The 24,741-nt window shown below is 57.8% G+C and carries 24 protein-coding genes; 16 read left to right on the top strand and 8 right to left on the bottom strand.

The features are described from left to right. Positions 1–37 precede the first annotated feature (37 nt). Complete coding sequence (cyaA, locus tag U9O48_RS21955; protein WP_282493912.1) at positions 38–2,581, top strand: class I adenylate cyclase; 2,544 nt, start codon at positions 38–40, stop codon at positions 2,579–2,581. A 100-nt stretch (positions 2,582–2,681) separates the two neighbouring features. Here cyaA and cyaY read toward each other — a convergent pair whose 3' ends face one another. Continuing rightward, entirely contained in the window at positions 2,682–3,002 is a 321-nt protein-coding gene (gene cyaY, locus U9O48_RS21950) for an iron donor protein CyaY (protein WP_285145522.1), read from the bottom strand. A 137-nt stretch (positions 3,003–3,139) separates the two neighbouring features. Here cyaY and lptM point away from each other — a divergent pair, with 137 nt between their 5' ends. The 8 genes from lptM to corA all read left to right on the top strand — a co-directional run bounded on the left by lptM (position 3,140) and on the right by corA (position 10,031). After that, positions 3,140–3,343 carry an LPS translocon maturation chaperone LptM gene (gene lptM / locus U9O48_RS21945; protein WP_282493916.1) on the top strand — a complete coding sequence of 68 codons (204 nt, stop codon included), beginning with the start codon at positions 3,140–3,142 and terminating at the stop codon, positions 3,341–3,343. A gap of 34 nt (positions 3,344–3,377) precedes the next feature. After that, on the top strand, positions 3,378–4,202 hold the full coding sequence (gene dapF / locus U9O48_RS21940) for a diaminopimelate epimerase (RefSeq protein WP_095283888.1): 825 nt from the start codon (positions 3,378–3,380) through the stop codon (positions 4,200–4,202). Beyond that, the gene (locus U9O48_RS21935) at positions 4,199–4,906 is read left to right on the top strand and encodes a DUF484 domain-containing protein (RefSeq protein ID WP_285145521.1); all 708 of its coding nucleotides are present in this window, start codon (positions 4,199–4,201) and stop codon (positions 4,904–4,906) included. Before dapF ends, U9O48_RS21935 begins: the two co-directional genes overlap by 4 nt. Beyond that, positions 4,903–5,805: a tyrosine recombinase XerC gene (gene xerC, locus U9O48_RS21930; RefSeq protein ID WP_282493918.1), complete on the top strand. Its 903-nt coding sequence runs from the start codon at positions 4,903–4,905 to the stop codon at positions 5,803–5,805. The genes U9O48_RS21935 and xerC overlap by 4 nt, the downstream gene beginning before the upstream one ends. Next, positions 5,805–6,521, top strand: coding sequence for a 5-amino-6-(5-phospho-D-ribitylamino)uracil phosphatase YigB (gene yigB / locus U9O48_RS21925; protein ID WP_282493919.1), 717 nt, complete (start codon positions 5,805–5,807; stop codon positions 6,519–6,521). The genes xerC and yigB overlap by 1 nt, the downstream gene beginning before the upstream one ends. 40 nt (positions 6,522–6,561) lie before the next feature. Beyond that, on the top strand, positions 6,562–8,724 hold the full coding sequence (uvrD, locus tag U9O48_RS21920; protein WP_285145520.1) for a DNA helicase II: 2,163 nt from the start codon (positions 6,562–6,564) through the stop codon (positions 8,722–8,724). A gap of 149 nt (positions 8,725–8,873) precedes the next feature. Further along, positions 8,874–8,930, top strand: a complete 57-nt coding sequence (gene ysgD, locus U9O48_RS21915; protein WP_212743980.1) for a YsgD/CorL family protein — start codon at positions 8,874–8,876, stop codon at positions 8,928–8,930. Positions 8,931–9,080: 150 nt separating this feature from the next. Further along, positions 9,081–10,031 (top strand): magnesium/cobalt transporter CorA, encoded by a 951-nt coding sequence (corA, locus tag U9O48_RS21910; protein WP_285145519.1) that lies wholly within the window; start codon positions 9,081–9,083, stop codon positions 10,029–10,031. An 83-nt stretch (positions 10,032–10,114) separates the two neighbouring features. Here the strand turns inward: corA and rarD are convergent, their stop codons facing one another. Both rarD and yigI read right to left on the bottom strand, forming a co-directional pair. Further along, complete coding sequence (gene rarD, locus U9O48_RS21905; RefSeq protein ID WP_285148774.1) at positions 10,115–11,011, bottom strand: EamA family transporter RarD; 897 nt, start codon at positions 11,009–11,011, stop codon at positions 10,115–10,117. A 51-nt stretch (positions 11,012–11,062) separates the two neighbouring features. Next, positions 11,063–11,530, bottom strand: a complete 468-nt coding sequence (yigI, locus tag U9O48_RS21900) for an acyl-CoA thioesterase YigI (RefSeq protein ID WP_095283881.1) — start codon at positions 11,528–11,530, stop codon at positions 11,063–11,065. A 161-nt stretch (positions 11,531–11,691) separates the two neighbouring features. Between yigI and pldA the strand changes: the two genes are divergently transcribed. From pldA to rhtC, 3 genes are all read left to right on the top strand, one after another. Continuing rightward, positions 11,692–12,561 (top strand): phospholipase A, encoded by an 870-nt coding sequence (gene pldA / locus U9O48_RS21895; protein WP_282493922.1) that lies wholly within the window; start codon positions 11,692–11,694, stop codon positions 12,559–12,561. Positions 12,562–12,651: 90 nt separating this feature from the next. Beyond that, positions 12,652–14,481 carry an ATP-dependent DNA helicase RecQ gene (recQ, locus tag U9O48_RS21890; RefSeq protein WP_324723203.1) on the top strand — a complete coding sequence of 610 codons (1,830 nt, stop codon included), beginning with the start codon at positions 12,652–12,654 and terminating at the stop codon, positions 14,479–14,481. Positions 14,482–14,542: 61 nt separating this feature from the next. Beyond that, positions 14,543–15,166 carry a threonine export protein RhtC gene (rhtC, locus tag U9O48_RS21885; protein WP_095283876.1) on the top strand — a complete coding sequence of 208 codons (624 nt, stop codon included), beginning with the start codon at positions 14,543–14,545 and terminating at the stop codon, positions 15,164–15,166. Between the two features lie 50 nt (positions 15,167–15,216). Here the strand turns inward: rhtC and rhtB are convergent, their stop codons facing one another. After that, on the bottom strand, positions 15,217–15,837 hold the full coding sequence (gene rhtB, locus U9O48_RS21880) for a homoserine/homoserine lactone efflux protein (protein WP_112012613.1): 621 nt from the start codon (positions 15,835–15,837) through the stop codon (positions 15,217–15,219). 109 nt (positions 15,838–15,946) lie between these two features. Between rhtB and pldB the strand changes: the two genes are divergently transcribed. From pldB to U9O48_RS21865, 3 genes are all read left to right on the top strand, one after another. Continuing rightward, entirely contained in the window at positions 15,947–16,939 is a 993-nt protein-coding gene (gene pldB, locus U9O48_RS21875; RefSeq protein ID WP_095283874.1) for a lysophospholipase L2, read from the top strand. 25 nt (positions 16,940–16,964) lie between these two features. Continuing rightward, positions 16,965–17,765 carry a sugar/pyridoxal phosphate phosphatase YigL gene (gene yigL / locus U9O48_RS21870; RefSeq protein WP_324723200.1) on the top strand — a complete coding sequence of 267 codons (801 nt, stop codon included), beginning with the start codon at positions 16,965–16,967 and terminating at the stop codon, positions 17,763–17,765. An 82-nt stretch (positions 17,766–17,847) separates the two neighbouring features. Then, the gene (locus U9O48_RS21865; protein ID WP_282493927.1) at positions 17,848–18,747 is read left to right on the top strand and encodes a carboxylate/amino acid/amine transporter; all 900 of its coding nucleotides are present in this window, start codon (positions 17,848–17,850) and stop codon (positions 18,745–18,747) included. Here U9O48_RS21865 and metR read toward each other — a convergent pair. Beyond that, positions 18,635–19,588 (bottom strand): HTH-type transcriptional regulator MetR, encoded by a 954-nt coding sequence (metR, locus tag U9O48_RS21860; protein ID WP_282493928.1) that lies wholly within the window; start codon positions 19,586–19,588, stop codon positions 18,635–18,637. The genes U9O48_RS21865 and metR overlap by 113 nt on opposite strands. A gap of 116 nt (positions 19,589–19,704) precedes the next feature. Between metR and metE the strand changes: the two genes are divergently transcribed. After that, positions 19,705–21,966, top strand: coding sequence for a 5-methyltetrahydropteroyltriglutamate--homocysteine S-methyltransferase (metE, locus tag U9O48_RS21855; RefSeq protein WP_324723198.1), 2,262 nt, complete (start codon positions 19,705–19,707; stop codon positions 21,964–21,966). A gap of 144 nt (positions 21,967–22,110) precedes the next feature. On the opposite strand, the gene U9O48_RS21850 is transcribed toward metE, so the two are convergent. The 3 genes from U9O48_RS21850 to U9O48_RS21840 all read right to left on the bottom strand — a co-directional run bounded on the left by U9O48_RS21850 (position 22,111) and on the right by U9O48_RS21840 (position 24,729). After that, entirely contained in the window at positions 22,111–23,016 is a 906-nt protein-coding gene (locus tag U9O48_RS21850) for a LysR substrate-binding domain-containing protein (RefSeq protein ID WP_324723197.1), read from the bottom strand. A 78-nt stretch (positions 23,017–23,094) separates the two neighbouring features. Next, complete coding sequence (locus U9O48_RS21845; protein ID WP_285148768.1) at positions 23,095–24,315, bottom strand: cytosine permease; 1,221 nt, start codon at positions 24,313–24,315, stop codon at positions 23,095–23,097. A gap of 24 nt (positions 24,316–24,339) precedes the next feature. Further along, the gene (locus U9O48_RS21840) at positions 24,340–24,729 is read right to left on the bottom strand and encodes a glutamyl-tRNA amidotransferase (protein ID WP_285145512.1); all 390 of its coding nucleotides are present in this window, start codon (positions 24,727–24,729) and stop codon (positions 24,340–24,342) included. Positions 24,730–24,741 lie beyond the last annotated feature (12 nt).

Below are 24,741 nucleotides of genomic sequence, written 5' to 3'. Positions count from 1 at the left end.
AACGATTGCTACGTCCGGCAACATCAGGCGATATGTCTTGTACCTCTATATTGAGACTCTGAAACAGAGACTGGATGCCATAAATCAATTGCGCGTGGATCGTGCGCTTGCTGCCATGGGACCTGCTTTCCAACAGGTTTACAGTCTGCTGCCAACATTACTGCACTATCACCATCCGCTGATGCCGGGTTACCTTGATGGTAACGTTCCCCAGGGCATATGTATTTTCACGCCTGATGAAACCCAGCAGCACTATCTGAGCGAGCTGGAACTCTACCGCGGTATGCCGCCGCAAGAATCCCCGAAAGGTGAGCTGCCGATTACCGGCGTCTACACCATGGGGAGTACCTCGTCCGTAGGACAAAGCTGCTCTTCTGACCTGGATATCTGGGTCTGCCATCAATCCTGGCTCGATAACGACGAGCGTCAGCTGCTGCAGCGTAAATGCAGCCTGCTGGAAAGCTGGGCGGCGTCGCTCGGCGTGGAAGTGAGCTTCTTCCTGATTGATGAGAACCGTTTCCGCCATAACGAAAGTGGCAGTCTCGGCGGTGAAGACTGCGGCTCCACGCAGCACATTTTGCTGCTCGACGAATTTTACCGTAGCGCCGTGCGTCTCGCCGGGAAGCGTATTCTGTGGAATATGGTGCCGTGCGAAGAAGAAGAGCATTACGACGACTACGTCATGTCGCTTTACTCTCAGGGCGTACTGACGCCAAACGAATGGCTGGATCTGGGCGGTTTAAGCTCCCTGTCCGCCGAAGAGTATTTTGGCGCGAGCCTGTGGCAGCTCTATAAAAGTATCGATTCACCGTACAAAGCGGTGCTGAAAACGCTGCTGCTCGAAGCCTACTCCTGGGAATACCCAACGCCACGCCTGCTGGCGAAAGATATCAAACAGCGTCTGCACGACGGGGAGATTGTCTCCTTCGGCCTTGATGCCTACTGCATGATGCTCGAACGCGTCACCGAATACCTGAAAGCCATTGATGACACCACGCGTCTCGACCTGGTGCGTCGATGTTTCTATCTCAAAGTCTGTGAAAAACTCAGCCGCGAACGCGCATGCGTTGGCTGGCGACGTGAAGTAGTCAGTCAGTTAGTCAAAGAGTGGGGATGGGACGAAGAGCGTCTGTCCATGCTCGATAACCGCGCCAACTGGAAAATCGATCAGGTGCGTGAAGCGCACAACGAACTGCTCGATGCGATGATGCAGAGCTACCGCAACCTGATTCGCTTCGCCCGCCGTAACAACCTCAGCGTTTCCGCCAGCCCGCAGGATATCGGTGTCTTGACCCGTAAACTGTACGCCGCGTTCGAAGCGCTGCCAGGCAAAGTCACGCTGGTGAACCCGCAGATTTCGCCCGACCTGTCAGAACCGAACCTGACCTTTATCTATGTTCCGCCGGGCCGCGCCAATCGCACCGGCTGGTATTTGTACAACCGTGCGCCAAGCATGGATTCGATTATCAGCCATCAGCCGCTGGAATATAACCGCTATCTGAACAAGCTGGTGGCCTGGGCCTGGTTTAACGGCCTGTTGACGTCGCGTACCCGCCTGTTTATCAAAGGCAACGACGTCGTCGATCTCGCCAAATTGCAGGAAATGGTCGCCGATGTGTCGCACCACTTCCCGCTGCGTCTGCCCGCGCCGACGCCAAAAGCGCTCTACAGCCCGTGTGAAATTCGCCATCTGGCGATTATCGTCAACCTGGAATACGACCCGACGGCGGCCTTCCGCAATCAGGTGGTCCATTTTGATTTCCGCAAGCTGGATGTCTTTAGCTTTGGCGAGCAGCAAAACTGTCTGGTGGGCAGCGTTGACCTGCTGTATCGCAACTCGTGGAACGAAGTGCGTACTCTGCATTTCAACGGCGAGCAGGCGATGATCGAAGCCCTGAAAACCATTCTCGGCAAAATGCACCAGGACGCCGCACCGCCGGATAGCGTGGAAGTGTTCTGCTACAGCCAGCATCTGCGCGGTCTGATTCGCACCCGCGTGCAGCAGCTGGTGTCCGAATGCATCGAACTGCGCCTGTCGAGTACGCGTCAGGAAACCGGACGCTTCAAAGCGCTGCGCGTCTCCGGCCAGACCTGGGGTCTGTTCTTTGAACGTCTGAACGTGTCGGTGCAGAAGCTGGAAAACGCGATTGAGTTTTACGGCGCGATTTCCCACAACAAGCTGCATGGCCTGTCCGTGCAGGTGGAAACCAACCACGTCAAACTGCCGCAGGTGGTGGATGGCTTTGCCAGCGAAGGGATTATTCAGTTCTTCTTCGAAGAGGCGGGGGATGAATCCGGGTTTAATATTTATATTCTGGATGAGACCAACCGCGCTGAGGTGTATCACCACTGCGAAGGCAGCAAAGAGGAGCTGGTGCGCGACGTCAGCCGCTTCTATTCGTCCTCACACGATCGCTTTACCTACGGCTCAAGCTTCATCAACTTCAACCTGCCGCAGTTCTATCAGATTGTGAAAGTTGATGGCCGCGCCCAGGTGATCCCGTTCCGCACCCAGACGATTGCTCCGGTGCCGATGAATGAGGACGCCAATCAGCCGCTGTTGCAGCAGTATTTCTCCTGAGGCGCGATTACCGGATGCGCTTTGTTTATCCGGCCTACGTTTCTGGCCTACAACGACTCGAACGTAGGCCCGGTAAGCGCAGCGCCACCGGGCAACAGACTTAGCGGAAACTCACTTCCTCACCCGCCTGCGCAGTAGCAGCCTGCTCCAGCAAATCCCAGAACGCTTCGCCGCTACGGTCGCAAATCCACTCGTCACCTTTCAGATCAAAATGGTAGCCGCCCTGTTTTGTCGCCAGCCACACCTGGTGCAGAGGCTCCTGGCGGTTAATAATAATCTTGCTGCCGTTTTCGAAGCTCAGCGTCAGCACGCCGCCGTTGATCTCACAATCGATATCGCTGTCGCCATCCCAGTCGTCCAGACGCTCTTCAATGGTCTGCCACAAGGTATCGGCCAGGCGATGGAATTCACTGTCATTCATGGTTTTGTTCCTGTTTTTCGTGATGGCGGCAGTATAACGCTAAATAATTCCCGTTGCAGGAAAGCGGCTAACTCTTGCTTTTGTGCCTTCTCCTGCGATGATAGAAACAGAAAGCATGAACTTACGGGCAACCTATAATGAAAAACGTTTTTCGAACGCTTGCCGTTCTCATCACTTTGTTTAGTCTGACTGGCTGTGGTCTGAAAGGGCCGTTGTACTTCCCGCCGGCAGATAAAACCGCTCCGCCGCCAACCAAACCCGTGCCAAGCCAGATAGAGTCATCGACACCGGTGAGCAACGATCGCGGCGACAACGGTGGCCCAAGCCAGGTCAACTTCTGACAATCAGTTGTTCAACCGCGCAATGGAGTAAATGATGCAGTTCTCTAAAATGCATGGCCTTGGCAACGATTTTATGGTCGTCGACGCGGTAACGCAGAATGTCTTTTTTTCCCCTGAGCTGATTCGTCGCCTGGCGGACAGGCATCTGGGAGTGGGGTTTGATCAGCTGCTGGTGGTCGAACCGCCCTACGATCCCGATCTCGATTTTCACTACCGCATCTTTAATGCCGACGGTAGCGAAGTCTCCCAGTGCGGCAACGGTGCGCGCTGCTTTGCGCGCTTCGTGCGCCTGAAAGGGCTGACCAACAAGCGCGATATTCGCGTCAGCACGGCGAATGGTCGCATGGTGCTCAGCGTCACCGACGACGAGCTGGTGCGCGTCAACATGGGTGAGCCCAACTTCGAGCCATCGGCGGTTCCCTTCCGCGCCATCAAAGCGGAAAAGACCTATATTATGCGGGCGGCCGAGCAGACAGTATTGTGCGGCGTTGTCTCGATGGGCAATCCCCACTGCGTGATTCAGGTTGATGATGTGGATATCGCCGCCGTCGAAACCTTAGGCCCGATAATGGAAAGCCACGAACGCTTCCCGGAACGCGCCAATATCGGTTTCATGCAGGTGGTGAAACGCGAACACATCCGCCTGCGCGTGTATGAGCGCGGCGCGGGCGAAACGCGTGCCTGTGGCAGCGGCGCGTGCGCGGCTGTGGCTGTCGGCATCTCGCAAGGGTTACTGGCAGAAGAGGTTCGCGTGGAATTGCCAGGCGGTCGTCTTGATATCGCCTGGAAAGGTCCGGGTCATCCACTGTATATGACTGGTCCGGCGGCACATGTATACGACGGGTTTATCCATCTATGAAACAACCAGGGGAAGAACTGCAGGAACTCATAACGGAACTGGATGACAGGACGGTTGTGGATTATCTGCTGCGCAATCCTGAGTTTTTTATCCGCAATGCACGCGTGGTCGAACAGATGCGCGTGCCGCATCCGGTGCGCGACACCGTCTCACTGGTCGAATGGCACATGGCGCGCTCGCGCAAACACATCGATCAGCTGGAAGAGAACATGACCCTGCTGATGGAACAGGCCAGCAACAACGAAAGCCTGTTTTATCGTCTGCTGCATCTGCAGGCGCGGCTGGCGTCGGCGCACAGTCTGGAAGAGTTTCTCAGCCGTTTTCATCGCTGGGCGCGCGAGCTTGGCCTGGCAGGGGCGACGATTCGTCTGTTCCCCGACCGCTGGCGCATCGGCGCACCCTCCGGGTTCACCCATCTGGCGATAAGCCGTCAGGCGTTTGAGCCGCTGCGCATTCAGCGTCTTGGGCATGAACATCACTATCTCGGCCCGCTGAACGGACCGGAACTGCTGGTGGTGCTGCCTGAGGCCAAAGCCATCGGTTCAGTCGCCATGTCCCTGATGGGGCGCGAAGGCGATCTGGGCGTGATGTTATTCACCAGCCGCGACGCGCATCATTACGAGCAGGGACAAGGCACGCATCTGCTGCAGGAAATCGCCCTGATGCTCCCTGAGCTGCTGGAGCGCTGGATTGAGCGCGTATGACGGATTCCCTGCTTGCGCCTCTGGTAGCGCGTTTCCTGCGCTATCTGGGCGTTGAACGCCAGCTGAGCCCTATCACGCTGCTGAACTACCAGCGTCAGCTTGATGCCATCATGCAGATTGCCGACGAGATCGGCCTGAAGAGCTGGCAACACTGTGATGCTGCGACCGTACGCGGGTTTGTGGTGCGCAGCCGCCGCAAAGGCTTAGGCCCGGCGAGCCTCGCGTTACGTCTTTCTGCCCTTCGCAGTTTCTTCGACTGGCTGGTGAGCCAGGGCGAACTCAAAGCCAATCCGGCGAAAGGCATCTCCACCCCGAAAGCCCCGCGTCATCTGCCAAAAAATATCGACGTCGATGATGTGAATCGTCTGCTGGATATCGATCTTAACGATCCGCTGGCGGTGCGCGACCGTGCCATGCTGGAGGTGATGTACGGCGCGGGATTACGTCTTTCTGAGCTGGTGGGTTTGGATCTTAAACATCTCGATCTCGATACCGGCGAAGTGTGGGTGATGGGGAAGGGCAGCAAAGAGCGCCGTTTACCCATTGGCCGCAATGCGGTGGCGTGGATTGAACACTGGCTGGATCTGCGCGGGCTGTTTGGCGCAGAAGAGAACGCGCTGTTTCTCTCGAAGCTCGGGAAACGTATCTCCGCGCGAAACGTGCAGAAGCGTTTTGCCGAATGGGGCATCAAGCAGGGGCTGAATAGCCACGTTCACCCGCATAAACTGCGCCACTCCTTTGCGACCCATATGCTGGAGTCCAGCGGCGATCTGCGCGGCGTGCAGGAGCTGTTAGGCCACGCCAATTTATCGACCACCCAAATCTATACCCATCTTGATTTTCAACACCTTGCTTCGGTGTATGACTCGGCGCATCCACGCGCAAAACGGGGGAAATAATGCGTTTTTACCGCCCACTGGGTCAGATCTCTGCCCTGACGTTTGACCTTGATGACACCCTTTACGACAACCGCGAAGTGATCCTGCGAACCGAGCAGGAAGCGCTGGCGTTTGTGCAAAACTATCATCCCTCTTTGAAAACGCTGCAAAACAAAGATTTCCAGCGCCTGCGCCAGTTACTGCGCGAAACCGAACCGGAGATCTACCACGACGTGACCGAGTGGCGTCGTCGTGCCGTTGAGCAGGCGATGCTGAACGCCGGGCTGAGCGCGCAAGAGGCGGCGCTGGGCGCAGAGGCCTCGATGGCGAACTTTGCCAAATGGCGTAGTCGCATCGACGTGCCGCAGGAAACCCACGACACCCTGGCATTGCTGGCTAAAAAATGGCCGCTGGTGGCGATCACCAATGGCAACGCGCAGCCGGAGCTGTTTGGTCTCGGCGACTATTTCGAGTTTGTCCTGCGCGCCGGTCCGCACGGGCGGGCGAAGCCGTTTAACGATATGTATCACCTGGCCGCGGAAAAACTTAGCCTGCCGCTCGGCGAGATTTTGCACGTGGGCGATGACCTGACCACCGACGTAGCAGGCGCGATCCGCTGCGGGATGCAGGCCTGCTGGATCAAACCGGAAAATGCCGACCTGATGCAGACCGCCGACAGCCGCCTGTTGCCGCACGTTGAAATTTCGCGGTTGGCATCCCTGACCACGCTGATATAATCACCAGCAGTATTGTATAAATAACCAGGTTTTGGTGCCAATGGACGTTTCTTACCTTCTCGACAGCCTTAATGACAAACAGCGTGACGCGGTTGCCGCGACGCGGACCAATATGCTGGTGCTGGCTGGAGCGGGCAGTGGTAAGACACGTGTTCTGGTGCATCGCATCGCGTGGCTGCAGAGCGTAGAAAACTGCTCGCCGTATTCCATCATGGCCGTGACCTTCACCAACAAAGCGGCGGCGGAGATGCGTCACCGTATCGCCCAGCTGATGGGCACCAGTCAGGGCGGCATGTGGGTCGGGACTTTCCACGGGCTGGCGCACCGTCTGCTGCGCGCGCATCACATGGACGCCAACCTGCCGCAGGATTTCCAGATCCTCGACAGCGAAGATCAGCTGCGTCTGCTCAAGCGCCTGATCAAAGCGATGAACCTCGACGAGAAGCAGTGGCCGCCGCGACAGGCGATGTGGTACATCAACGGCCAGAAAGACGAAGGGTTACGCCCGCACCATATTCAGAGCTTCGGCAATCCGGTGGAGCAAACCTGGCAGAAGGTTTATCAGGCCTACCAGGAAGCCTGCGATCGCGCCGGGCTGGTGGATTTCGCCGAGCTGCTGCTGCGCGCCCACGAACTGTGGCTCAATAAACCGCATATTCTTCAGCACTATCGCGAACGCTTCACCAATATCCTGGTGGACGAATTCCAGGATACCAACAACATTCAGTACGCGTGGATCCGCCTGCTGGCGGGCGACACCGGCAAAGTGATGATCGTCGGCGATGACGACCAGTCGATCTACGGCTGGCGCGGTGCGCAGGTGGAAAACATCCAGCGCTTCCTCAACGACTTCCCCGGTGCCGAAACCATCCGTCTGGAACAGAACTACCGTTCGACTAGTAACATCCTCAGCGCCGCCAACGCCCTGATTGAGAACAACAACGGGCGTCTGGGCAAAAAGCTGTGGACCGACGGCGTCGACGGCGAACCGATCTCCCTTTACTGCGCATTCAACGAGCTGGACGAAGCCCGCTTTGTGGTGAACCGCATTAAAACCTGGCAGGAGAACGGCGGAGCGCTGGAGCAGTGTGCCATTCTCTATCGCAGCAACGCCCAGTCGCGCGTGCTGGAAGAGGCGCTGTTACAGGTCAGCATGCCGTACCGTATTTACGGCGGGATGCGCTTCTTCGAACGCCAGGAGATCAAAGATGCGCTCTCGTATCTGCGCCTGATTGCCAACCGCAACGACGACGCGGCCTTTGAGCGCGTGGTGAACACGCCAACGCGCGGCATCGGCGATCGCACCCTCGACGTGGTTCGTCAGGCTTCCCGTGACCGCCAGCTGACGCTGTGGCAGGCGTGCCGTGAGCTGTTGCAGGAAAAAGCGCTGGCAGGACGCGCCGCGAGCGCATTACAGCGCTTTATGGAACTGATCGACGCTCTGGCGCAGGAAACGGCTGACATGCCGCTGCACGTGCAAACCGATCGGGTGGTGAAAGATTCCGGCCTGCGCATGATGTACGAGCAGGAAAAAGGCGAGAAAGGCCAGACGCGTATTGAGAACTTAGAGGAACTGGTGACGGCAACGCGCCAGTTCAGCTACAACGAAGAAGACGAAGATCTGATGCCGCTGCAGGCATTCCTCTCCCACGCGGCGCTGGAAGCGGGCGAAGGGCAGGCGGATACCTGGCAGGATGCGGTGCAGCTGATGACGCTGCACTCGGCGAAAGGGCTGGAGTTCCCGCAGGTGTTTATCGTCGGGATGGAAGAGGGGATGTTCCCGAGCCAGATGTCGCTCGATGAAGGCGGGCGTCTGGAAGAGGAGCGTCGCCTGGCCTACGTCGGCGTCACCCGTGCGATGCAAAAACTGACCCTGACCTACGCGGAAACCCGCCGCCTGTACGGCAAAGAGGTGTATCACCGTCCGTCACGCTTCATTGGCGAGCTGCCGGAAGAGTGCGTGGAAGAGGTGCGTCTGCGCGCCAGCATCAGCCGTCCGGTGAACCATCAGCGGATGGGCACGCCCATCTCGGAAAACGATACCGGTTACAAGCTGGGCCAGCGCGTTCGCCACTCAAAATTTGGCGAAGGCACCATCGTCAATCTGGAAGGCAGCGGCGAGCACAGCCGCCTGCAGGTGGCGTTCCAGGGCCAGGGGATCAAATGGCTGGTCGCGGCCTACGCGAAGCTGGAAACAGTGTAACGTTCAGAAAAATATCATTATTTTGTAATAATCTGCTAGCCTTATAAGCGTAAGGCTATTTATTGCCCTTCAGCGTCCCGTTGCGTGTTGACGCCGCAGTTATTGCTGGCGTAACATGCGCGCACGATTACGCTAAGAGGACATTCGCCTTGGACACACCCAGTAGATACTGGCTCAATTCCCTGTCATCCAGGAACAACTCCTAAGGCTATCTCCTCTTGCTGATGGCCTTAGTGGTTGTCAGCGACCTGCTTAATTCCCGTCGCGCTGAGTCAGGCTTTTAATGGTCTGAAACCCATATTGTTTCTGTGTGCCCACCGAACTGTCCGATATTTTTTGCATTGGGAGTCCCGGTCATGTTGAGCGCATTTCAACTGGAAAAAAACCGACTGATTCGGCTTGAAGCTGAAGAGTCACAGCCCCTCATTGATGCCGTATGGGTGGATCTGGTCGAGCCGGACGACGATGAACGCCTTCGCGTACAGTCAGAGCTCGGGCAAAGCCTGGCAACCCGCCCGGAACTGGAAGACATCGAGGCCTCCGCGCGTTTCTTTGAAGACGAAGACGGCCTGCATATCCACTCCTTCTTCTTTTTTGAAGATGCGGAAGACCACGCCGGTAACTCCACCGTCGCGTTTACCATTCGCGATGGCCGCCTGTTCACCCTGCGCGAGCGCGAACTGCCTGCGTTTCGTCTCTATCGTATGCGTGCCCGTAGCCAGGCGATGGTCGACGGCAACGCCTACGAGCTGCTGCTCGATCTGTTCGAAACCAAAATCGAACAGCTGGCGGACGAAATCGAAAACATCTACAGCGATCTGGAAAAGCTGAGCCGCGTAATCATGGAAGGCCATCAGGGCGATGAGTACGACGAAGCGCTCTCTACGCTGGCGGAGCAGGAAGATATCGGCTGGAAAGTGCGTTTGTGTCTGATGGATACCCAGCGCGCGTTGAACTTCCTGGTGCGTAAAGCGCGTTTGCCGGGCGGTCAGCTGGAGCAGGCGCGCGAGATCCTGCGCGATATCGAATCCCTGCTGCCGCACAACGAATCCCTGTTCCAGAAGGTGAACTTCCTGATGCAGGCGGCGATGGGCTTTATCAACATCGAGCAGAACCGCATCATCAAGATCTTCTCGGTGGTATCCGTGGTGTTCCTGCCGCCGACGCTGGTGGCGTCGAGCTACGGGATGAACTTCGAATTTATGCCGGAACTGCGCTGGAGCTTCGGCTACCCAGGCGCGATTATCTTTATGATCCTCGCCGGACTGGCGCCGTATCTCTATTTCAAACGTCGTAACTGGCTTTGAAAATCTGGCGGGTGGCGCTGCGCTTACCCGCCCTACAATCTTTGTAGGCCGGATAGGCGAAGCCGCCATCCGGCAAAAAACCACTACAACCCTTTCCGCACCCTACGCTGGGTATAAATCGCATCAGCAACAAATACCGCCAGCGCGACCCAGATGAACGCGAAGGTCACCATCTTATCCGCCCCCGGCACTTCGCCGTAGAACACCACCGCCAGCAGGAACATCAGCGTCGGGCCGATGTACTGGAAGAAGCCGAGCGTCGACAGGCGCAGGCGCGTGGCGGCCCCGGTGAAGCACAGCAGCGGAATGGTCGTGACCACGCCCGCGGCAATCAGCATCAGGTTCAGCGACCATGGGTTATTCGCCATATGGCTGGTGCTGCTGTCGGCGATGCCGAACAGGTAAATCGCGGCCAGCGGCAGCAGCCACAGGGTTTCGAACAGCATCCCGGTTTGCGCTTCCACGGCGATTTTCTTACGCACCAGACCATAAAACGCGAAGCTAAACGCCAGCCCCAGGGCGATGATCGGCAGCGAGCCGAAGGTCCAGAGCTGTACCAGCACGCCGCAGAGTGCCAGCAGCACCGCTACCCACTGCATCCGGCGGAAGCGTTCGCCGAGGAACAGCATCCCCAGCACGATATTCACCAGCGGGTTAATGAAGTACCCCAGACTTGCTTCCAGCATGTGGTGGTTATTCACCGCCCAGATGAACAGCAGCCAGTTGCCGCCGATCAGCACCGCCGACAGCGCCAGCAGGAATATTTTCTTCGGGGTTTGCAGCAGGGTTTTCACGCCTGACCACTGACGGCTCACGCTCATCAACGCGATCATAAAGAAAAACGACCAGATCACGCGGTGGGTCAGGATTTCGTCAGCCGGGACAAAGTAGATCAGCTTGAAGTACGCGGGCGCGATACCCCAAATAAAATAAGCGGCAAGGGCGAGTAAAACGCCCTGCCGCGTCTGTTTAGCATCCATCGGGATAATCCGTTACAAGAAAGTAAATTCATTTTACCCGATTAAACCGTCTCAACCCACCATATAAGTGGCGGTTGCGCTGGCGATGTAAACCTGCTCTTCGTTATGCAATTCGACGCGAGCGACGGCGACCTTATTGCCCGCGCGCAGTAGGCTGCTGGTGGCGGTAAAACGATTCCCGCGACCCGGACGCAGGTAGTCCACGCGCAGATCGATGGTGCCCATCCTTGATAAGCGCTGGCGCAGCTCATCTTCATTGATGGTGTCATGACGCGCCAGCGTGCTGCCAACGCAGACCAGCCCGGCGGCGACGTCCAGCGCCGAGGCGATCACCCCGCCGTGCAAAATGCTTTGCGCCCAGTTTCCGACCATCATCGGCTGATTATTAAAACTCAGCTGCGCGAAGCCCTTCTCGTAACGCTCCAGCTCCAGCCCCAGCGCGCGGTTAAAGGGCATGTGGTAGACAAAAATCTCTCCCACCAGTTTCAAAGCTTCTTCAGCGGTAAGCGTGGCTGACATGAACAGTCGCATCCTTCGTTGTTAACAAAATGTTGATTTTATGCTTCAAGGATAAGGATTTCCACTTTCAGAAACGAGGAGGGGAAGTTAATTGAGAAATAGGTAGAATGTGTCGCACATAACTATTCACATAATTTCTAATTTGCAGGAGAACACCACCGATGCGGATGTATCTGGGTTGGTTACTGGCGGCGGTTGCGCTGCCCCTCACAGCATTTGCGCAGGAAGCGACGCTCAAAGAGGTACACGATAAGCCCGCCGTGCGCGGCAGCATTATCGCTAACCTGCTTCAGGAGCATGACAATCCGTTCACGCTCTACCCGTACGACACTAACTATGTGATCTACACCCAGACCAGCGATCTGAACAAAGAAGCGATCAGCTCCTACAACTGGTCCGATAATGCGCGCAAAGACGAAGTGAAATTCCAGCTCAGCCTGGCGTTCCCGTTCTGGCGCGGCATTCTGGGGCCGAACTCGGTTCTGGGCGGCTCTTACACGCAGAAATCCTGGTGGCAGCTCTCCAACAGCGGCGAATCCTCTCCGTTCCGTGAAACCAACTATGAGCCGCAGCTGTTCCTCGGCTTCGCCACCGACGACGAATTCGCGGGCTGGACGCTGCGCGACGTGGAGTTTGGCTTCAACCACGACTCCAACGGGCGTTCCGACCCGACTTCCCGCAGCTGGAACCGTCTCTACACCCGCCTGATGGCGCAAAACGGCAACTGGATGGTGGAAGTGAAGCCGTGGTATGTGATTGGCGATACGGATGACAACCCGGATATCACCAAATACATGGGCTACTACCAGCTCAAAATCGGCTATCAGCTGGGCGACGCGGTGCTGAGCGCCAAAGGTCAGTACAACTGGAACACCGGCTACGGCGGCGCAGAGCTGGGCTTAAGCTACCCGATGACCAAACACGTGCGTATCTATACGCAGGTGTACAGCGGTTACGGCGAGTCGCTGATCGACTACAACTTTAATCAAACGCGCGTCGGCGTGGGCGTGATGCTGAACGATCTTTTCTAGCCTGCTCGAATGTTTTTGCGTTAAACGTTGAAGTTTCTCTCTCAGGCGCTGAAAATAGCGCCTGTTTTGTATCTGGCAAATGGGGTTAACGTGGCGCAGGCGGAAGTAATGAATCAGGAATCGCTGGCTAAACAGGTTTTGCAGGAAACCTTTGGCTATCAGCAGTTCCGCCCTGGCCAGGAAACCATCATTGAAACCGTGCTGGAAGGTCGTGACTGTCTGGTGGTCATGCCGACAGGCGGCGGGAAATCGCTCTGCTATCAGGTGCCCGCGCTGGTGCTGGACGGCCTCACGGTCGTCGTATCGCCGCTCATTTCCCTGATGAAAGACCAGGTGGATCAGCTGCTGGCGAACGGCGTTGCCGCTGCCTGTATCAACTCCACCCAGACCCGCGAACAGCAGCAGGACGTGATGGCGGGCTGTCGTACCGGGCAGATTCGCCTGCTGTACATCGCCCCTGAACGCCTGATGCTGGATAACTTCCTCGATCATTTGGCGCACTGGAATCCGGTGCTGCTGGCAGTCGACGAAGCGCACTGTATCTCCCAGTGGGGACACGATTTCCGTCCGGAATACGCCGCGCTCGGCCAGCTGCGTCAGCGATTCCCGGCGCTGCCGTTTATGGCGCTCACCGCTACGGCGGATGACACCACGCGTCTGGATATCGTGCGTCTGCTCGGGCTGAACGATCCGTTCATTCAGGTCAGCAGCTTCGACCGCCCGAACATCCGCTACATGCTGATGGAAAAATTCAAGCCGACGGACCAGCTTCTGCGCTACGTCCAGGAACAGCGCGGCAAATCCGGCATTATCTACTGCAACAGCCGCGCGAAGGTGGAAGACACCGCCGCGCGTCTGCAAAACCGTGGCTTTAGCGCCGCGGCCTATCACGCCGGTTTAGAAAACCACATCCGTGCCGACGTGCAGGAGAAATTCCAGCGCGACGATCTGCAAATCGTGGTCGCGACCGTGGCCTTCGGGATGGGGATCAACAAGCCGAACGTGCGCTTTGTGGTGCATTTCGACATCCCGCGCAATATCGAATCTTACTATCAGGAGACGGGCCGCGCCGGACGCGACGGTCTGCCTGCTGAAGCGATGCTGTTTTATGATCCGGCGGATATGGCGTGGCTGCGCCGCTGTCTGGAAGAAAAACCGCAGGGTCAGCTGCTGGATATTGAACGTCACAAGCTCAATGCGATGGGCGCGTTTGCCGAAGCGCAAACCTGCCGTCGTCTGGTGCTGCTTAACTATTTTGGTGAGGGGCGTCAGGAGCCGTGCGGCAACTGCGATGTCTGTCTCGACCCGCCGAAGCAGTACGATGGCCTGATGGACGCGCGTAAGGCGCTCTCAACCATTTACCGCGTGAACCAGCGCTTTGGTATGGGCTACGTGGTTGAAGTGCTGCGCGGGGCGAATAACCAGCGTATCCGCGAGATGGGCCACGACAAGCTGCCGGTCTATGGCATTGGCCGCGAACAGAGCCACGAGCACTGGGTGAGCATTATCCGCCAGCTGATTCACCTCGGCTTCGCCACGCAAAACATTGCCCAGCACTCTGCGCTCCAGCTCACGGAAGCGGCGCGCCCGGTGCTGCGCGGCGAGTTAGAACTCCAGCTCGCGGTTCCGCGCGTCATTGCCCTGAAACCACGCGTGGCGCAAAAATCCTACGGCGGCAACTACGACCGCAAGCTGTTTGCCAAACTGCGCAAGCTGCGTAAGGCGATCGCCGACGAAGAGAACATCCCGCCATATGTGGTGTTTAACGATGCGACGCTGATTGAAATGGCCGAGCAGATACCGCTCAGCGCCGGTGAAATGCTCAGCGTTAACGGCGTCGGGACGCGCAAACTTGAGCGCTTCGGCAAAGAGTTCATGGCGCTGATCCGCTCTCATGCGGATGGTGACGATGAGGAGTAGTCAGCCCGGCTAAAAAGTGCCAGGATGGTGACTCACTGAACTATTTTCCCGCGAGTTAATTATGTTGATGCTATTCCTCACTGTGGCGTTGGTGCACATCGTTGCGCTGATGAGCCCTGGCCCTGACTTTTTCTTCGTTTCGCAGACCGCCGTCAGCCGCTCCCGTAAAGAGGCGATGATGGGCGTGCTCGGGATTACTATGGGCGTAATGGTCTGGGCTGCCGTGGCGCTGCTCGGCCTGAACCTGATCCTCGCGAAAATGGCCTGGCTGCATAACATCATTATGGTCGGCGGCGGCCTGTATCTGTGCTGGATGGGCTACCAGATGCTGCGCGGTGCGCTGAAGAAAGAAGAGGGCGTTGCTGCACCAGAGCCGAAAGTGGAGCTGGCAACCGGCGGTCGCAGCTTTGTGCGCGGTTTACTGACCAACCTCGCCAACCCAAAAGCGATTATCTACTTCGGCTCGGTGTTCTCTCTGTTCGTCGGTGACGACGTCGGCGCAGGCGCGCGCTGGGGTATTTTCCTGCTGATCGTCGTCGAAACTTTCGCGTGGTTCACCGTGGTGGCGAGCCTGTTCGCCTTACCGTCCATGCGTCGCGGCTATCAGCGTCTGGCGAAGTGGATCGACGGCTTTGCGGGTGCGCTGTTTGCAGGGTTTGGTATCCACCTGATTATTTCGCGCTAAGTTTTCGTAGGCCGGATAAGGTGCGTGCACCGCCATCCGGCTTTTCTTATTCAGGCATGCCTCGCCGAAGCCAATAACGCCCCCACCAGCATAAACAACGACCCAAACACTTTATTCAATGCCTTCATCTGCTTAGGCCCCTTAATCCACGCCGCAATCCGCTGCGCCAGCGTCGCGTAACCAATCATCACGATGATATCGACAATAATGGTCGTGGCACCCAGCACCACGTACTGCATCACCTGGGGCTGATGCGGGACGATAAACTGCGGGAAGAGGGCGGCGAGAAACACGATGCTTTTCGGGTTGGTCAGGTTCACAAACACCGCGCGCTTGAACAGACGACCGCGCGTCTGCGTGTGGGCGAGAGTATTCAGGTCAATCGAGCCCGCCGCGCGCCACTGCTGGATGCCCAGCCAAATCAGATAGGCCGCGCCCGCCCATTTCAGCACTTCAAACGCCAGCACCGAACGCGAGAACAAAGTCCCAAGGCCAATCCCGACCAGCACGATATGAATCCCCAGCCCGGTTTGTAGTCCGGCAATGGACGCAGCCGCGCCGCGATAGCCGTGGTTAATGGATGTGGTCATGGTATTGATCGCGCCGGAGCCTGGGGAAAGGCTCAGGATGATGGATGTGAGCAGGTAAGCGAACCACCACTCGAAGGTCATTTGAAACTCCCGAATCGTCTATTTTTATGCCACAATACGCTATTGTCGCGTCGTTGTGCGATGCGTCCTGAAAAAACGATATTCCTTGGCTTACAGGGGTGGAAACCCGATGTTTCAGCAGAAAAAGGACTGGGAAACACGCGAGAACGCATTTGCTGCTTTCTCCATGGGGCCGCTGACCGATTTCTGGCGTCAGCGCGAAGAGGCCGAAATTACCGGCGTGGATAATGTTCCGGTGCGCTTTGTGCGTTTTCGGGATGTCAAAAACGACCGCGTGATCGTCGTCTGTCCCGGTCGAATCGAAAGTTACGTCAAATACGCTGAACTGGCTTACGACCTTTTCCATCTTGGTTTTGATGTACTGATTATCGACCATCGTGGGCAAGGTCGCTCCGGGCGGTTGCTATCGGACACGCACCGCGGGCATGTGGTGAATTTCAGCGATTATGTCGACGATCTCGCTGCGTTCTGGGAGCAGGAAGTGCAGCCGGGTCCGTGGCGCAAACGCTACATTCTGGCTCACTCGATGGGTGGGGCGATTGCGACGCTGTTTTTACAACGTCACCCGCATCAGTGCGACGCCATTGCGCTCACCGCGCCGATGTTTGGCATCGTGATGCGCTTCCCGGACTGGATGGTGCGCCATATTCTCGACTGGGCTGAGGGCCATCAGCGCATTCGTGAAGGCTACGCGATCGGCACCGGTCGCTGGCGCGCGCTGCCGTTTGCCATGAACGTGCTGACGCACAGCCGACAGCGCTATCGCCGCAACCTGCGCTTCTACGCCGATGAGCCGCGTCTGCGCGTCGGTGGGCCAACGTACCACTGGGTGCGTGAGGGCATCCGCGCGGGTGAATCAGCGCTCGCGGGTGTCAATAAAGATGCGACGCCGACGCTTCTGATTCAGGCCGAAGAAGAGCGTGTGGTGGATAACCGCATGCACGACCGTTTTTGTGAATTGCGCGCCGCCGCCGGGCATCCCTGTGAAGGGGAAAAACCGCTGGTCATAAAGGGTGCGTACCATGAGATCCTTTTTGAAAAGGACACCATGCGCTCAGTCGCGCTCAACGCCATCGTCGAGTTTTTCGACAGGCATAACTGATTTCCTATTGAGGTTAAATTTTCCTATGTACCAGGTTGTCGCATCTGATTTAGATGGCACGCTGCTTTCCCCCGATCACACCCTGTCGCCTTACGCGAAAGAAACCTTAAAACTCCTGACTGCTCGTGGCGTGAACTTCGTTTTCGCGACGGGCCGCCACCACGTGGATGTGGGGCAGATCCGCGATAATCTGGACATCAAAGCGTACATGATCACCTCCAACGGTGCGCGCGTACACGACACCGACGGCAACCTGATCTTCACCCATAACCTCGACCGCGACATCGCCGCCGACCTGTTTGGCGTGGTGCACAGCAACCCGAAGATCGTCACTAACGTCTACCGCAACGACGACTGGTTTATGAACCGTCATCGCCCGGATGAGATGCGTTTCTTCAAGGAAGCGGTATTCAACTACACCCTGTATGAGCCAGGTTTGCTTGAGCCGGAAGGGATCAGCAAAGTGTTCTTCACCTGCGAAAGCCACGAAGAATTGCTCCCGCTGGAGCAGGCGATTAACGCGCGCTGGGGCGATCGCGTCAACGTCAGCTTCTCCACCCTGACCTGTCTGGAAGTGATGGCGGGCGGCGTGTCGAAAGGCCACGCGCTGGAAGCGGTCGCGAAACGCATGGGCTACAAGCTGAAAGATTGTATCGCCTTTGGCGACGGTATGAACGACGCGGAAATGCTGTCGATGGCCGGGAAAGGCTGCATCATGGAAAACGCGCACCAGCGTCTGAAAGACATGCATCCTGAGCTGGAAGTGATCGGCACCAACGCCGACAACGCCGTGCCGAACTACCTGCGCAAGCTGTTCCTTGAATAATCTTCATTTGATTGTTTATTGCTCAGTTGTCAACTGGGGAGTTCGCTACAATGCCAGTCCTTCTTTCTGAGAGACATGCATTGTGGCGCTACTCATTATCACCACTATTCTGTGGGCCTTCTCGTTCAGCCTGATCGGTGAATACCTTGCCGGACACGTCGACAGCTATTTCTCGGTGCTGATGCGCGTCGGGCTGGCGGCGCTGGTGTTCCTGCCGTTCCTGCGCCTGCGCGGGCAGACGCTCAAAACCATTCTGCTGTACATGCTGGTGGGCGCGATGCAGCTCGGCGTCATGTACCTGTTCAGCTTCCGCGCGTATGTCTATCTGTCGGTCTCGGAGTTCCTGCTTTTCACAGTGCTGACGCCGCTCTATATCACCCTGATTTATGACCTGCTGAGCAAACGCCGCCTGCGCTGGGGCTACGTGCTGAGCGCGCTGCTGGCGGTGGCCGGTGCGGCGATTATTCGCTACGACAAAGTGAGCGATCACTTCTGGACCGGGCTGATGTTTGTCCAGCTGGCGAACATCAGCTTTGCGATTGGTATGGTGGGCTACAAACGCCTGATGGAGATCCACCCGATGCCGCAGCACAACGCCTTCGCCTGGTTCTACATGGGGGCGTTCATCGTCGCGGTGGTGGCGTGGTTTATGCTCGGCAATCCGCAAAAACTACCGACCACCACGCTGCAGTGGAGCGTGCTTGTCTGGCTGGGCGTGGTCGCATCAGGGCTGGGCTATTTTATGTGGAACTACGGAGCCACACAGGTGGACGCCGGGACGCTGGGCATCATGAACAACGTTCACGTGCCCGCAGGGCTGCTGGTGAACCTGGCGATCTGGCAGGAACAACCGCACTGGCCAAGCTTTATTATTGGGGGGACGGTGATCCTGGCTTCGCTATGGGTGCATCGCCATTGGGTCGCTCCGCGCTCCGAACAAACGGCAGGTGGTCGCAAGCGTGATTCCGCGCTGAGCGAATAAAGGCCTCCGTCACCGGCTGGCGCTGCTCGCCATCGCGCACGGCGGCGTACAGTCGGCTCCACAGTCCCTCGCCCAGGGTTTTGGTCACTACCAGACCCTGGCGTTCAAAACTCTCCACTACCCAGTGCGGCAGCGCCGCGATCCCCATTTTCGCCGCCACCATCTGAATCAACAGCAGGGTGTTATCGACGCTCTTCAGGTTCGGGCTGATGCCTGCCGGTTGCAGGAAATGACGCCAGATATCCAGGCGACTGCGCTGGACCGGATAGATCAGCAGGGTTTCGGTCGCCAGATCTTCCGGCGTCACGCGGGTTTTCAGCGCTAACGGATGATCCGGGGCCAGCACCAGGCGCACCTCATAATCAAACATCGGCGAATAGTGCAGACCGCTGCGCGGCAGAATATCGGAAGTCAGGACCAGATCCAGCTCGCCCTGCTGGAGGGACGGCTGCGGATCAAAGGTCACGCCCGATTTGAAGTCCATCTCCACCTGCGGCCAGTTCTGGCGGAAATTCTCCAGCGCGGGCGTCAGCCACTGAATACAGCTGTGACACTCGATGGCGATGCGCAGGCGCGTCTGCTGCGGTTCATTGCAGGATTGCAACGCGCTGGCGATCTGCGGCAGCACCTGATTCGCCAGCTGCAGCAAAATCTCGCCCTGCGGCGTAAAGCGCAGCGGCTGGCTCTTACGCACGAACAGACGGAAGCCAAGGCGTTGTTCCAGATCGCTGAACTGGTGTGACAGGGCGGATTGTGTTTGATGCAGCGTGGCCGCAGCCGCTGCGAGCGAACCGCAGTTCCGCAACGCTTGTAGCGTTTTCAGGTGTTTTATCTCGATCATGAAAGTCCTTCACTTCGCCATGAACATTTTGCGCTTGAGGAATATACAGTACCTGCCAATTATAGATGTGTAAACATCTGGACGGCTAAATAACGAATTCCCTAAGAGGCAGCGACATGACAATTATTAACCACACCCTCGGTTTCCCTCGCGTTGGCCTGCGCCGCGAGCTGAAAAAAGCACAAGAAAGTTACTGGGCGGGCAACGCCACGCGTGACGAACTGCTGGCGGTGGGGCGTGAACTGCGCGCTCGCCACTGGGATCAGCAAAAACAGGCAGGCGTGGATCTGCTGCCGGTGGGCGATTTCGCCTGGTACGACCATGTTCTGACCACCAGCCTGCTGCTCGGCAACGTGCCGGCTCGTCATCAGAACAACGATGGATCGGTAGATATCGACACCCTGTTCCGTCTGGGCCGTGGCCGCGCACCGACCGGTGAGCCCGCCGCCGCCGCGGAAATGACCAAATGGTTTAACACCAACTACCACTACATGGTGCCGGAGTTCGTGAAGGGCCAGCAGTTTAAACTGACCTGGACCCAGATCCTGGATGAAGTCGACGAAGCCCTGGCGCTGGGCCATAAAATCAAACCTGTGCTGCTCGGCCCGGTGACCTACCTGTGGCTGGGCAAAGTGAAAGGCGAACAGTTTGACCGCCTGAGCCTGCTGAAAGATATCCTGCCGGTCTATCAGCAGGTGCTGGCTGAGCTGGCAAAACGCGGCATCGAGTGGGTGCAAATCGACGAACCGGCGCTGGTGCTGGAGCTGCCGCAGGAGTGGCTGGATGCCTTCAAACCGGCGTACGACGCGCTGGCAGGCCAGGTCAAACTGTTGCTGACCACCTATTTCGAAGGCGTCACGCCGAACCTCGACACCATTACCGCGCTGCCGGTGCAGGGCCTGCATGTGGATCTGGTTCACGGCAAAGATGACGTGGCGGAAATTCATAAGCGTCTGCCGTCTGACTGGCTGCTCTCTGCCGGTCTGGTGAACGGTCGTAACGTCTGGCGCGCCGATCTCACCGAGAAATACGCGCAGATTAAAGACATCGTCGGGAAACGTGATCTGTGGGTGGCGTCGTCTTGCTCCCTGCTGCACAGCCCGATCGACCTGAGCGTCGAAACGCGTCTGGATGCGGAAGTGAAGAGCTGGTTTGCCTTCGCCCTGCAGAAATGTGAAGAGCTGGCCCTGCTGCGCGATGCGCTGAACAGCGGCGACACGGCGGCGATCACCGAATGGAGCGCTCCTATTCAGGCGCGTCGTCACTCGACTCGCGTTCACAACGCGGCGGTGGAAAAACGTCTGGCGGCGATCACCGCCAAAGACAGCCAGCGTGAAAACGCCTACGAAGTGCGTGCTGAAGCTCAGCGTGCGCGCTTTAATCTGCCGGCCTGGCCGACGACGACCATCGGCTCCTTCCCGCAGACCACTGAAATCCGCGGCCTGCGCCTGGACTTCAAAAAAGGCAATCTGGACGCCAACAACTACCGCACCGGCATCGCGGAACACATCAAGCAGGCGATTGTTGAGCAGGAGCGTCTGGGTCTGGACGTACTGGTCCACGGTGAAGCCGAGCGTAACGACATGGTCGAGTATTTCGGCGAGCACCTGGACGGGTTCGTCTTTACCCAGAACGGCTGGGTGCAGAGCTACGGCTCCCGCTGCGTGAAACCACCGGTCGTCATCGGCGACGTCAGCCGCCCGGAAGCGATCACCGTTGAGTGGGCGAAATACGCTCAGTCTCTGACCGACAAACCGGTGAAAGGCATGCTGACGGGTCCGGTGACCATTCTGTGCTGGTCCTTCCCGCGTGAAGACGTGACCCGCGAAACCATCGCCAAACAGATTGCTCTGGCGCTGCGCGATGAAGTGGCGGATCTGGAAGCGGCCGGGATTGGCATCATCCAGATTGACGAACCGGCACTGCGCGAAGGTCTCCCGCTGCGTCGCAGCGACTGGGCGGCGTACCTGGAGTGGGGCGTGGAAGCCTTCCGCATCAACGCGGCGGTGGCAAAGAACGACACACAGATCCACACCCACATGTGTTACTGCGAATTTAACGACATCATGGACTCCATCGCCGCGCTGGATGCGGACGTGATCACCATCGAAACCTCGCGTTCCGATATGGAGCTGCTGGAGTCGTTCGAAGAGTTCGACTACCCGAACGAAATCGGGCCGGGCGTGTACGACATTCACTCCCCGAACGTGCCAAGCGTGGAGTGGATTGAAGCCCTGCTGCAGAAAGCCGCCCAGCGCATTCCGGCGGAGCGTCTTTGGGTTAACCCGGACTGCGGCCTGAAAACCCGCGGCTGGCCTGAGACTCGCGCCGCGCTGGCGAATATGGTGAAAGCTGCGCAGAATTTGCGTCAGGCGTAACCCAGCGACGAGGCAGCACTTGTAGGCCGGGTAAGGCGAAGCCGCCACCCGGCTCAATGTTGATGTTCGTGCGGTATTCCGCCCGGTGGCGCTGCGCTTACCGGGCCTACAAAACCAACCCGTAGGCCGCCACCCGGCAACAAACTATCCCCCGCTCAACCGCGCTCGCGTCTCCGGCTGCTGGAAATAATCCATACACCAGCGGCACACCTTCCCCATCCCGTCTGAACGCGCGGCCAGAAACAGCTTCGTCGCATGCTTATGTTCGCGCATCGGTTTTTTCAACAACGTCCCGCTATTTAACAGCGGCAATGCCAGATGATGCGGGATGTAGCCGATCCCCACATTCTGCTCAATCAGCGCAATCGCCATCGCAAAATCCGGGACGAACAGCGGCTTTTGTCCTTCCAGCAGCCATGCATGGAGCGGCGTAAAGTTGACGGACGTATCGCGAATGCAGATGGCGGAAAACTGGCGCAGCTCGGTGTTTTCCAGCGGATGGCGCGCCCCGGCGAGCGGATGCTGCGGGCTGACGACAAAATCCCACTCCATCTGACCAATCGGCTCGCTGATGATCCCCTCCGTACTCGGCACCGCATGCGGCGCGCCCACCACCAGATCGGCGCGTCGGCTGTAGAGCGCATCCCAGCAGCCGTTGTACACCTCAAGGCTCACCGTCAGGGTGGTGGAGGTAAACTGGCGCTCGAAATCGGCAATAAACGCGGCCAGAACCGCCGGTGGGATAATGTTATTGGCGGCGATCGTGAGCTCACGCTCAATGCCGTCGTGCACCAGCACGGTGTTGCGCCGCAGCGCGTCCATATCGGTCAGAATTGTTTTACTGTGTTCGATGAAATACGAGCCCGCGGGAGTCAGCTCAATGTAGCGACCTTTACGAATGAAAAGATCCGCGCCCAGCGCCTCTTCGGCTTTCTTGATGGTATAGCTGATGGCGGAGGGCACTTTGTTGAGCTGTTCCGCGGCGGAGGTGATGCTCTGGTATCTGGCGACCAGATGAATCACGCGGAGAGTTTCGTCAGAGATAAACATAAGCATTCCTGGTCGGCAAAGTGCGGCTGAACCGGTGACCGATTCAGCCGTGAAGATGATGCCAATTATACTCAGGAACTAGCTGCGACCTATCCGACTCAGTAATGCGTAAGCGACGCAGGCCACAACAATCGAATCCACAGACGGAATGGTGGTCAGGGTGAACAGGCCTTTTACCGTCATAAACCCGACCGCCGCGCCCGCAATCCACGCGATAAACGTCAGCACTTTGACCTGAGGTTCTTGCGTCAGCACCGATTCCTGATAGCCGTTGCGGCGATAAAGGAAAAAGTCGGCGATATAAATCCCGGCCACCGGCGGGGTGGCGATCCCGAGGAACAGCAGGAACGGAATAAACCACGCCATGATATCCAGACTGCCGACGATGGCCGAAAGCACGCCCAGCGCCACGGTAATCTGCCATTTCGGGAAGCGGGTCAGCAGCGTGGAAACCACTAATGTTCCCTGGAACATGTTCCCGGCGTTACCGGTGATGCAGGCGAAAATCAGCAGCAGGGCAGCGGGAAGCACCGCGCCAAACACCGCCATGGCCCCCAACAGCGAACCCTTCCCACTGATCGCACCCGGCGTCGCGCCTGCCCAGTACAGCAGCGGGTAGGCGACAAGGAACGTCACGCCCGCGGCAATCAGCGCGTGTTTGCGGTTATGCACAAAGCTGCCGAAATCGGGCAGTGTGGCGACCAACACGATAATCGTCCCGACCACGGTAGAGACCGCCACGCCGGTGTTCATGCTGTTGACCGCGGCAGGTGCGGCCACGGCGCTGTGCGTCGCCACATAGAGGATATAACACAGCACCAGCGCAATAACGGGCACCGCCACCTGCGCCACTTTCCCCAGCACGGCAAAACCAAAGGCGGTGGAGGCGACGAAAATCACGCAGCCCGCCGCGACCAGCAGCGGCACAGGCAGCTCCAGCCCGTGCTGGGCCAGCACATCATGTACCGAGTGGCCGAACATATTGGCCGTGACCGAGATCCAGCCGAAAAGGCTAATCGCCATCAGGATGTTGATCGCAATCGCCCCTTTTTCGCCAAAGGCATACTTCACAATCCCGTAGGTCGGCAGACGCGCTTTTTCGCCGACGCTGATGGTGATGGCGGAAAGGATCGCCAGAATCAGCCCGCCTAACAGCAGCACGCTCATCAGGCTGCTGCTGGAGAGCTGGTTGCCGAGGCTTGAGGACGACAGCAGGACCGGCGTCACGGCAATGCCCAGCAAAATCATGGCAATGCGTAACCCGGAGGCGGTATTGCTGTTTTCTTCTGCTTTACGCATATCTTATTCCCTCTGAAACGCGCGTTACGCGATATGGAAATGCCCGGTGTACTTGCGCCAGCTTCCCAGTTCGGTGATTTCCCGTTGCCCTTCGGTCAGCCAGTTTTCCGCCAGCACGCCCAGCACTTCGCTGCCGTCTTCGAGCTTCACTTTCCCGATGGCCAGCCCGGCGGGTTCGCTCATCAGCAGGTCAGCGAAACTCGCCAGCGGCAGCTCCCAGATCTCCAGCTCAACGTGAGTGCCGCCCGTTGCCACGCGGATCATACCCGGATGGCGATCCTGAATACTCCACAGACGGTAATGGGCGTCGGTACGGTCTTCGCGCACGAAGACGCCGCCCGCTTTTTGCATATTCTTGTTCAGTTCGAGGCCGCGCATCAGGGTGCCATTGACGGCCAGCAGGGTGGTTTTCATCATCATTTTCTC

It is taken from the genome of Lelliottia sp. JS-SCA-14, assembly GCF_035593345.1.
In the GTDB taxonomy this organism is placed as follows: Bacteria; Pseudomonadota; Gammaproteobacteria; order Enterobacterales; family Enterobacteriaceae; genus Enterobacter; species Enterobacter wanjuensis.
This window is presented reverse-complemented; position numbering and strand designations above follow the sequence as displayed.

What these genes read in the sequence shown, in the direction of transcription:
- metR (WP_282493928.1), bottom strand. Translation starts at nt 19,588, where the DNA reads ATGATCGAGATAAAACACCTGAAAACGCTACAAGCGTTGCGGAACTGC.
- pldA (WP_282493922.1), top strand. Translation starts at nt 11,692, where the DNA reads ATGCGGATGTATCTGGGTTGGTTACTGGCGGCGGTTGCGCTGCCCCTC.
- dapF (WP_095283888.1), top strand. Translation starts at nt 3,378, where the DNA reads ATGCAGTTCTCTAAAATGCATGGCCTTGGCAACGATTTTATGGTCGTC.
- U9O48_RS21850 (WP_324723197.1), bottom strand. Translation starts at nt 23,016, where the DNA reads ATGTTTATCTCTGACGAAACTCTCCGCGTGATTCATCTGGTCGCCAGA.
- U9O48_RS21845 (WP_285148768.1), bottom strand. Translation starts at nt 24,315, where the DNA reads ATGCGTAAAGCAGAAGAAAACAGCAATACCGCCTCCGGGTTACGCATT.
- xerC (WP_282493918.1), top strand. Translation starts at nt 4,903, where the DNA reads ATGACGGATTCCCTGCTTGCGCCTCTGGTAGCGCGTTTCCTGCGCTAT.
- yigB (WP_282493919.1), top strand. Translation starts at nt 5,805, where the DNA reads ATGCGTTTTTACCGCCCACTGGGTCAGATCTCTGCCCTGACGTTTGAC.
- yigL (WP_324723200.1), top strand. Translation starts at nt 16,965, where the DNA reads ATGTACCAGGTTGTCGCATCTGATTTAGATGGCACGCTGCTTTCCCCC.
- rhtB (WP_112012613.1), bottom strand. Translation starts at nt 15,837, where the DNA reads ATGACCTTCGAGTGGTGGTTCGCTTACCTGCTCACATCCATCATCCTG.
- U9O48_RS21840 (WP_285145512.1), bottom strand. Translation starts at nt 24,729, where the DNA reads ATGAAAACCACCCTGCTGGCCGTCAATGGCACCCTGATGCGCGGCCTC.
- cyaY (WP_285145522.1), bottom strand. Translation starts at nt 3,002, where the DNA reads ATGAATGACAGTGAATTCCATCGCCTGGCCGATACCTTGTGGCAGACC.
- metE (WP_324723198.1), top strand. Translation starts at nt 19,705, where the DNA reads ATGACAATTATTAACCACACCCTCGGTTTCCCTCGCGTTGGCCTGCGC.
- U9O48_RS21935 (WP_285145521.1), top strand. Translation starts at nt 4,199, where the DNA reads ATGAAACAACCAGGGGAAGAACTGCAGGAACTCATAACGGAACTGGAT.
- yigI (WP_095283881.1), bottom strand. Translation starts at nt 11,530, where the DNA reads ATGTCAGCCACGCTTACCGCTGAAGAAGCTTTGAAACTGGTGGGAGAG.
- rhtC (WP_095283876.1), top strand. Translation starts at nt 14,543, where the DNA reads ATGTTGATGCTATTCCTCACTGTGGCGTTGGTGCACATCGTTGCGCTG.
- lptM (WP_282493916.1), top strand. Translation starts at nt 3,140, where the DNA reads ATGAAAAACGTTTTTCGAACGCTTGCCGTTCTCATCACTTTGTTTAGT.
- corA (WP_285145519.1), top strand. Translation starts at nt 9,081, where the DNA reads ATGTTGAGCGCATTTCAACTGGAAAAAAACCGACTGATTCGGCTTGAA.
- pldB (WP_095283874.1), top strand. Translation starts at nt 15,947, where the DNA reads ATGTTTCAGCAGAAAAAGGACTGGGAAACACGCGAGAACGCATTTGCT.
- rarD (WP_285148774.1), bottom strand. Translation starts at nt 11,011, where the DNA reads ATGGATGCTAAACAGACGCGGCAGGGCGTTTTACTCGCCCTTGCCGCT.
- uvrD (WP_285145520.1), top strand. Translation starts at nt 6,562, where the DNA reads ATGGACGTTTCTTACCTTCTCGACAGCCTTAATGACAAACAGCGTGAC.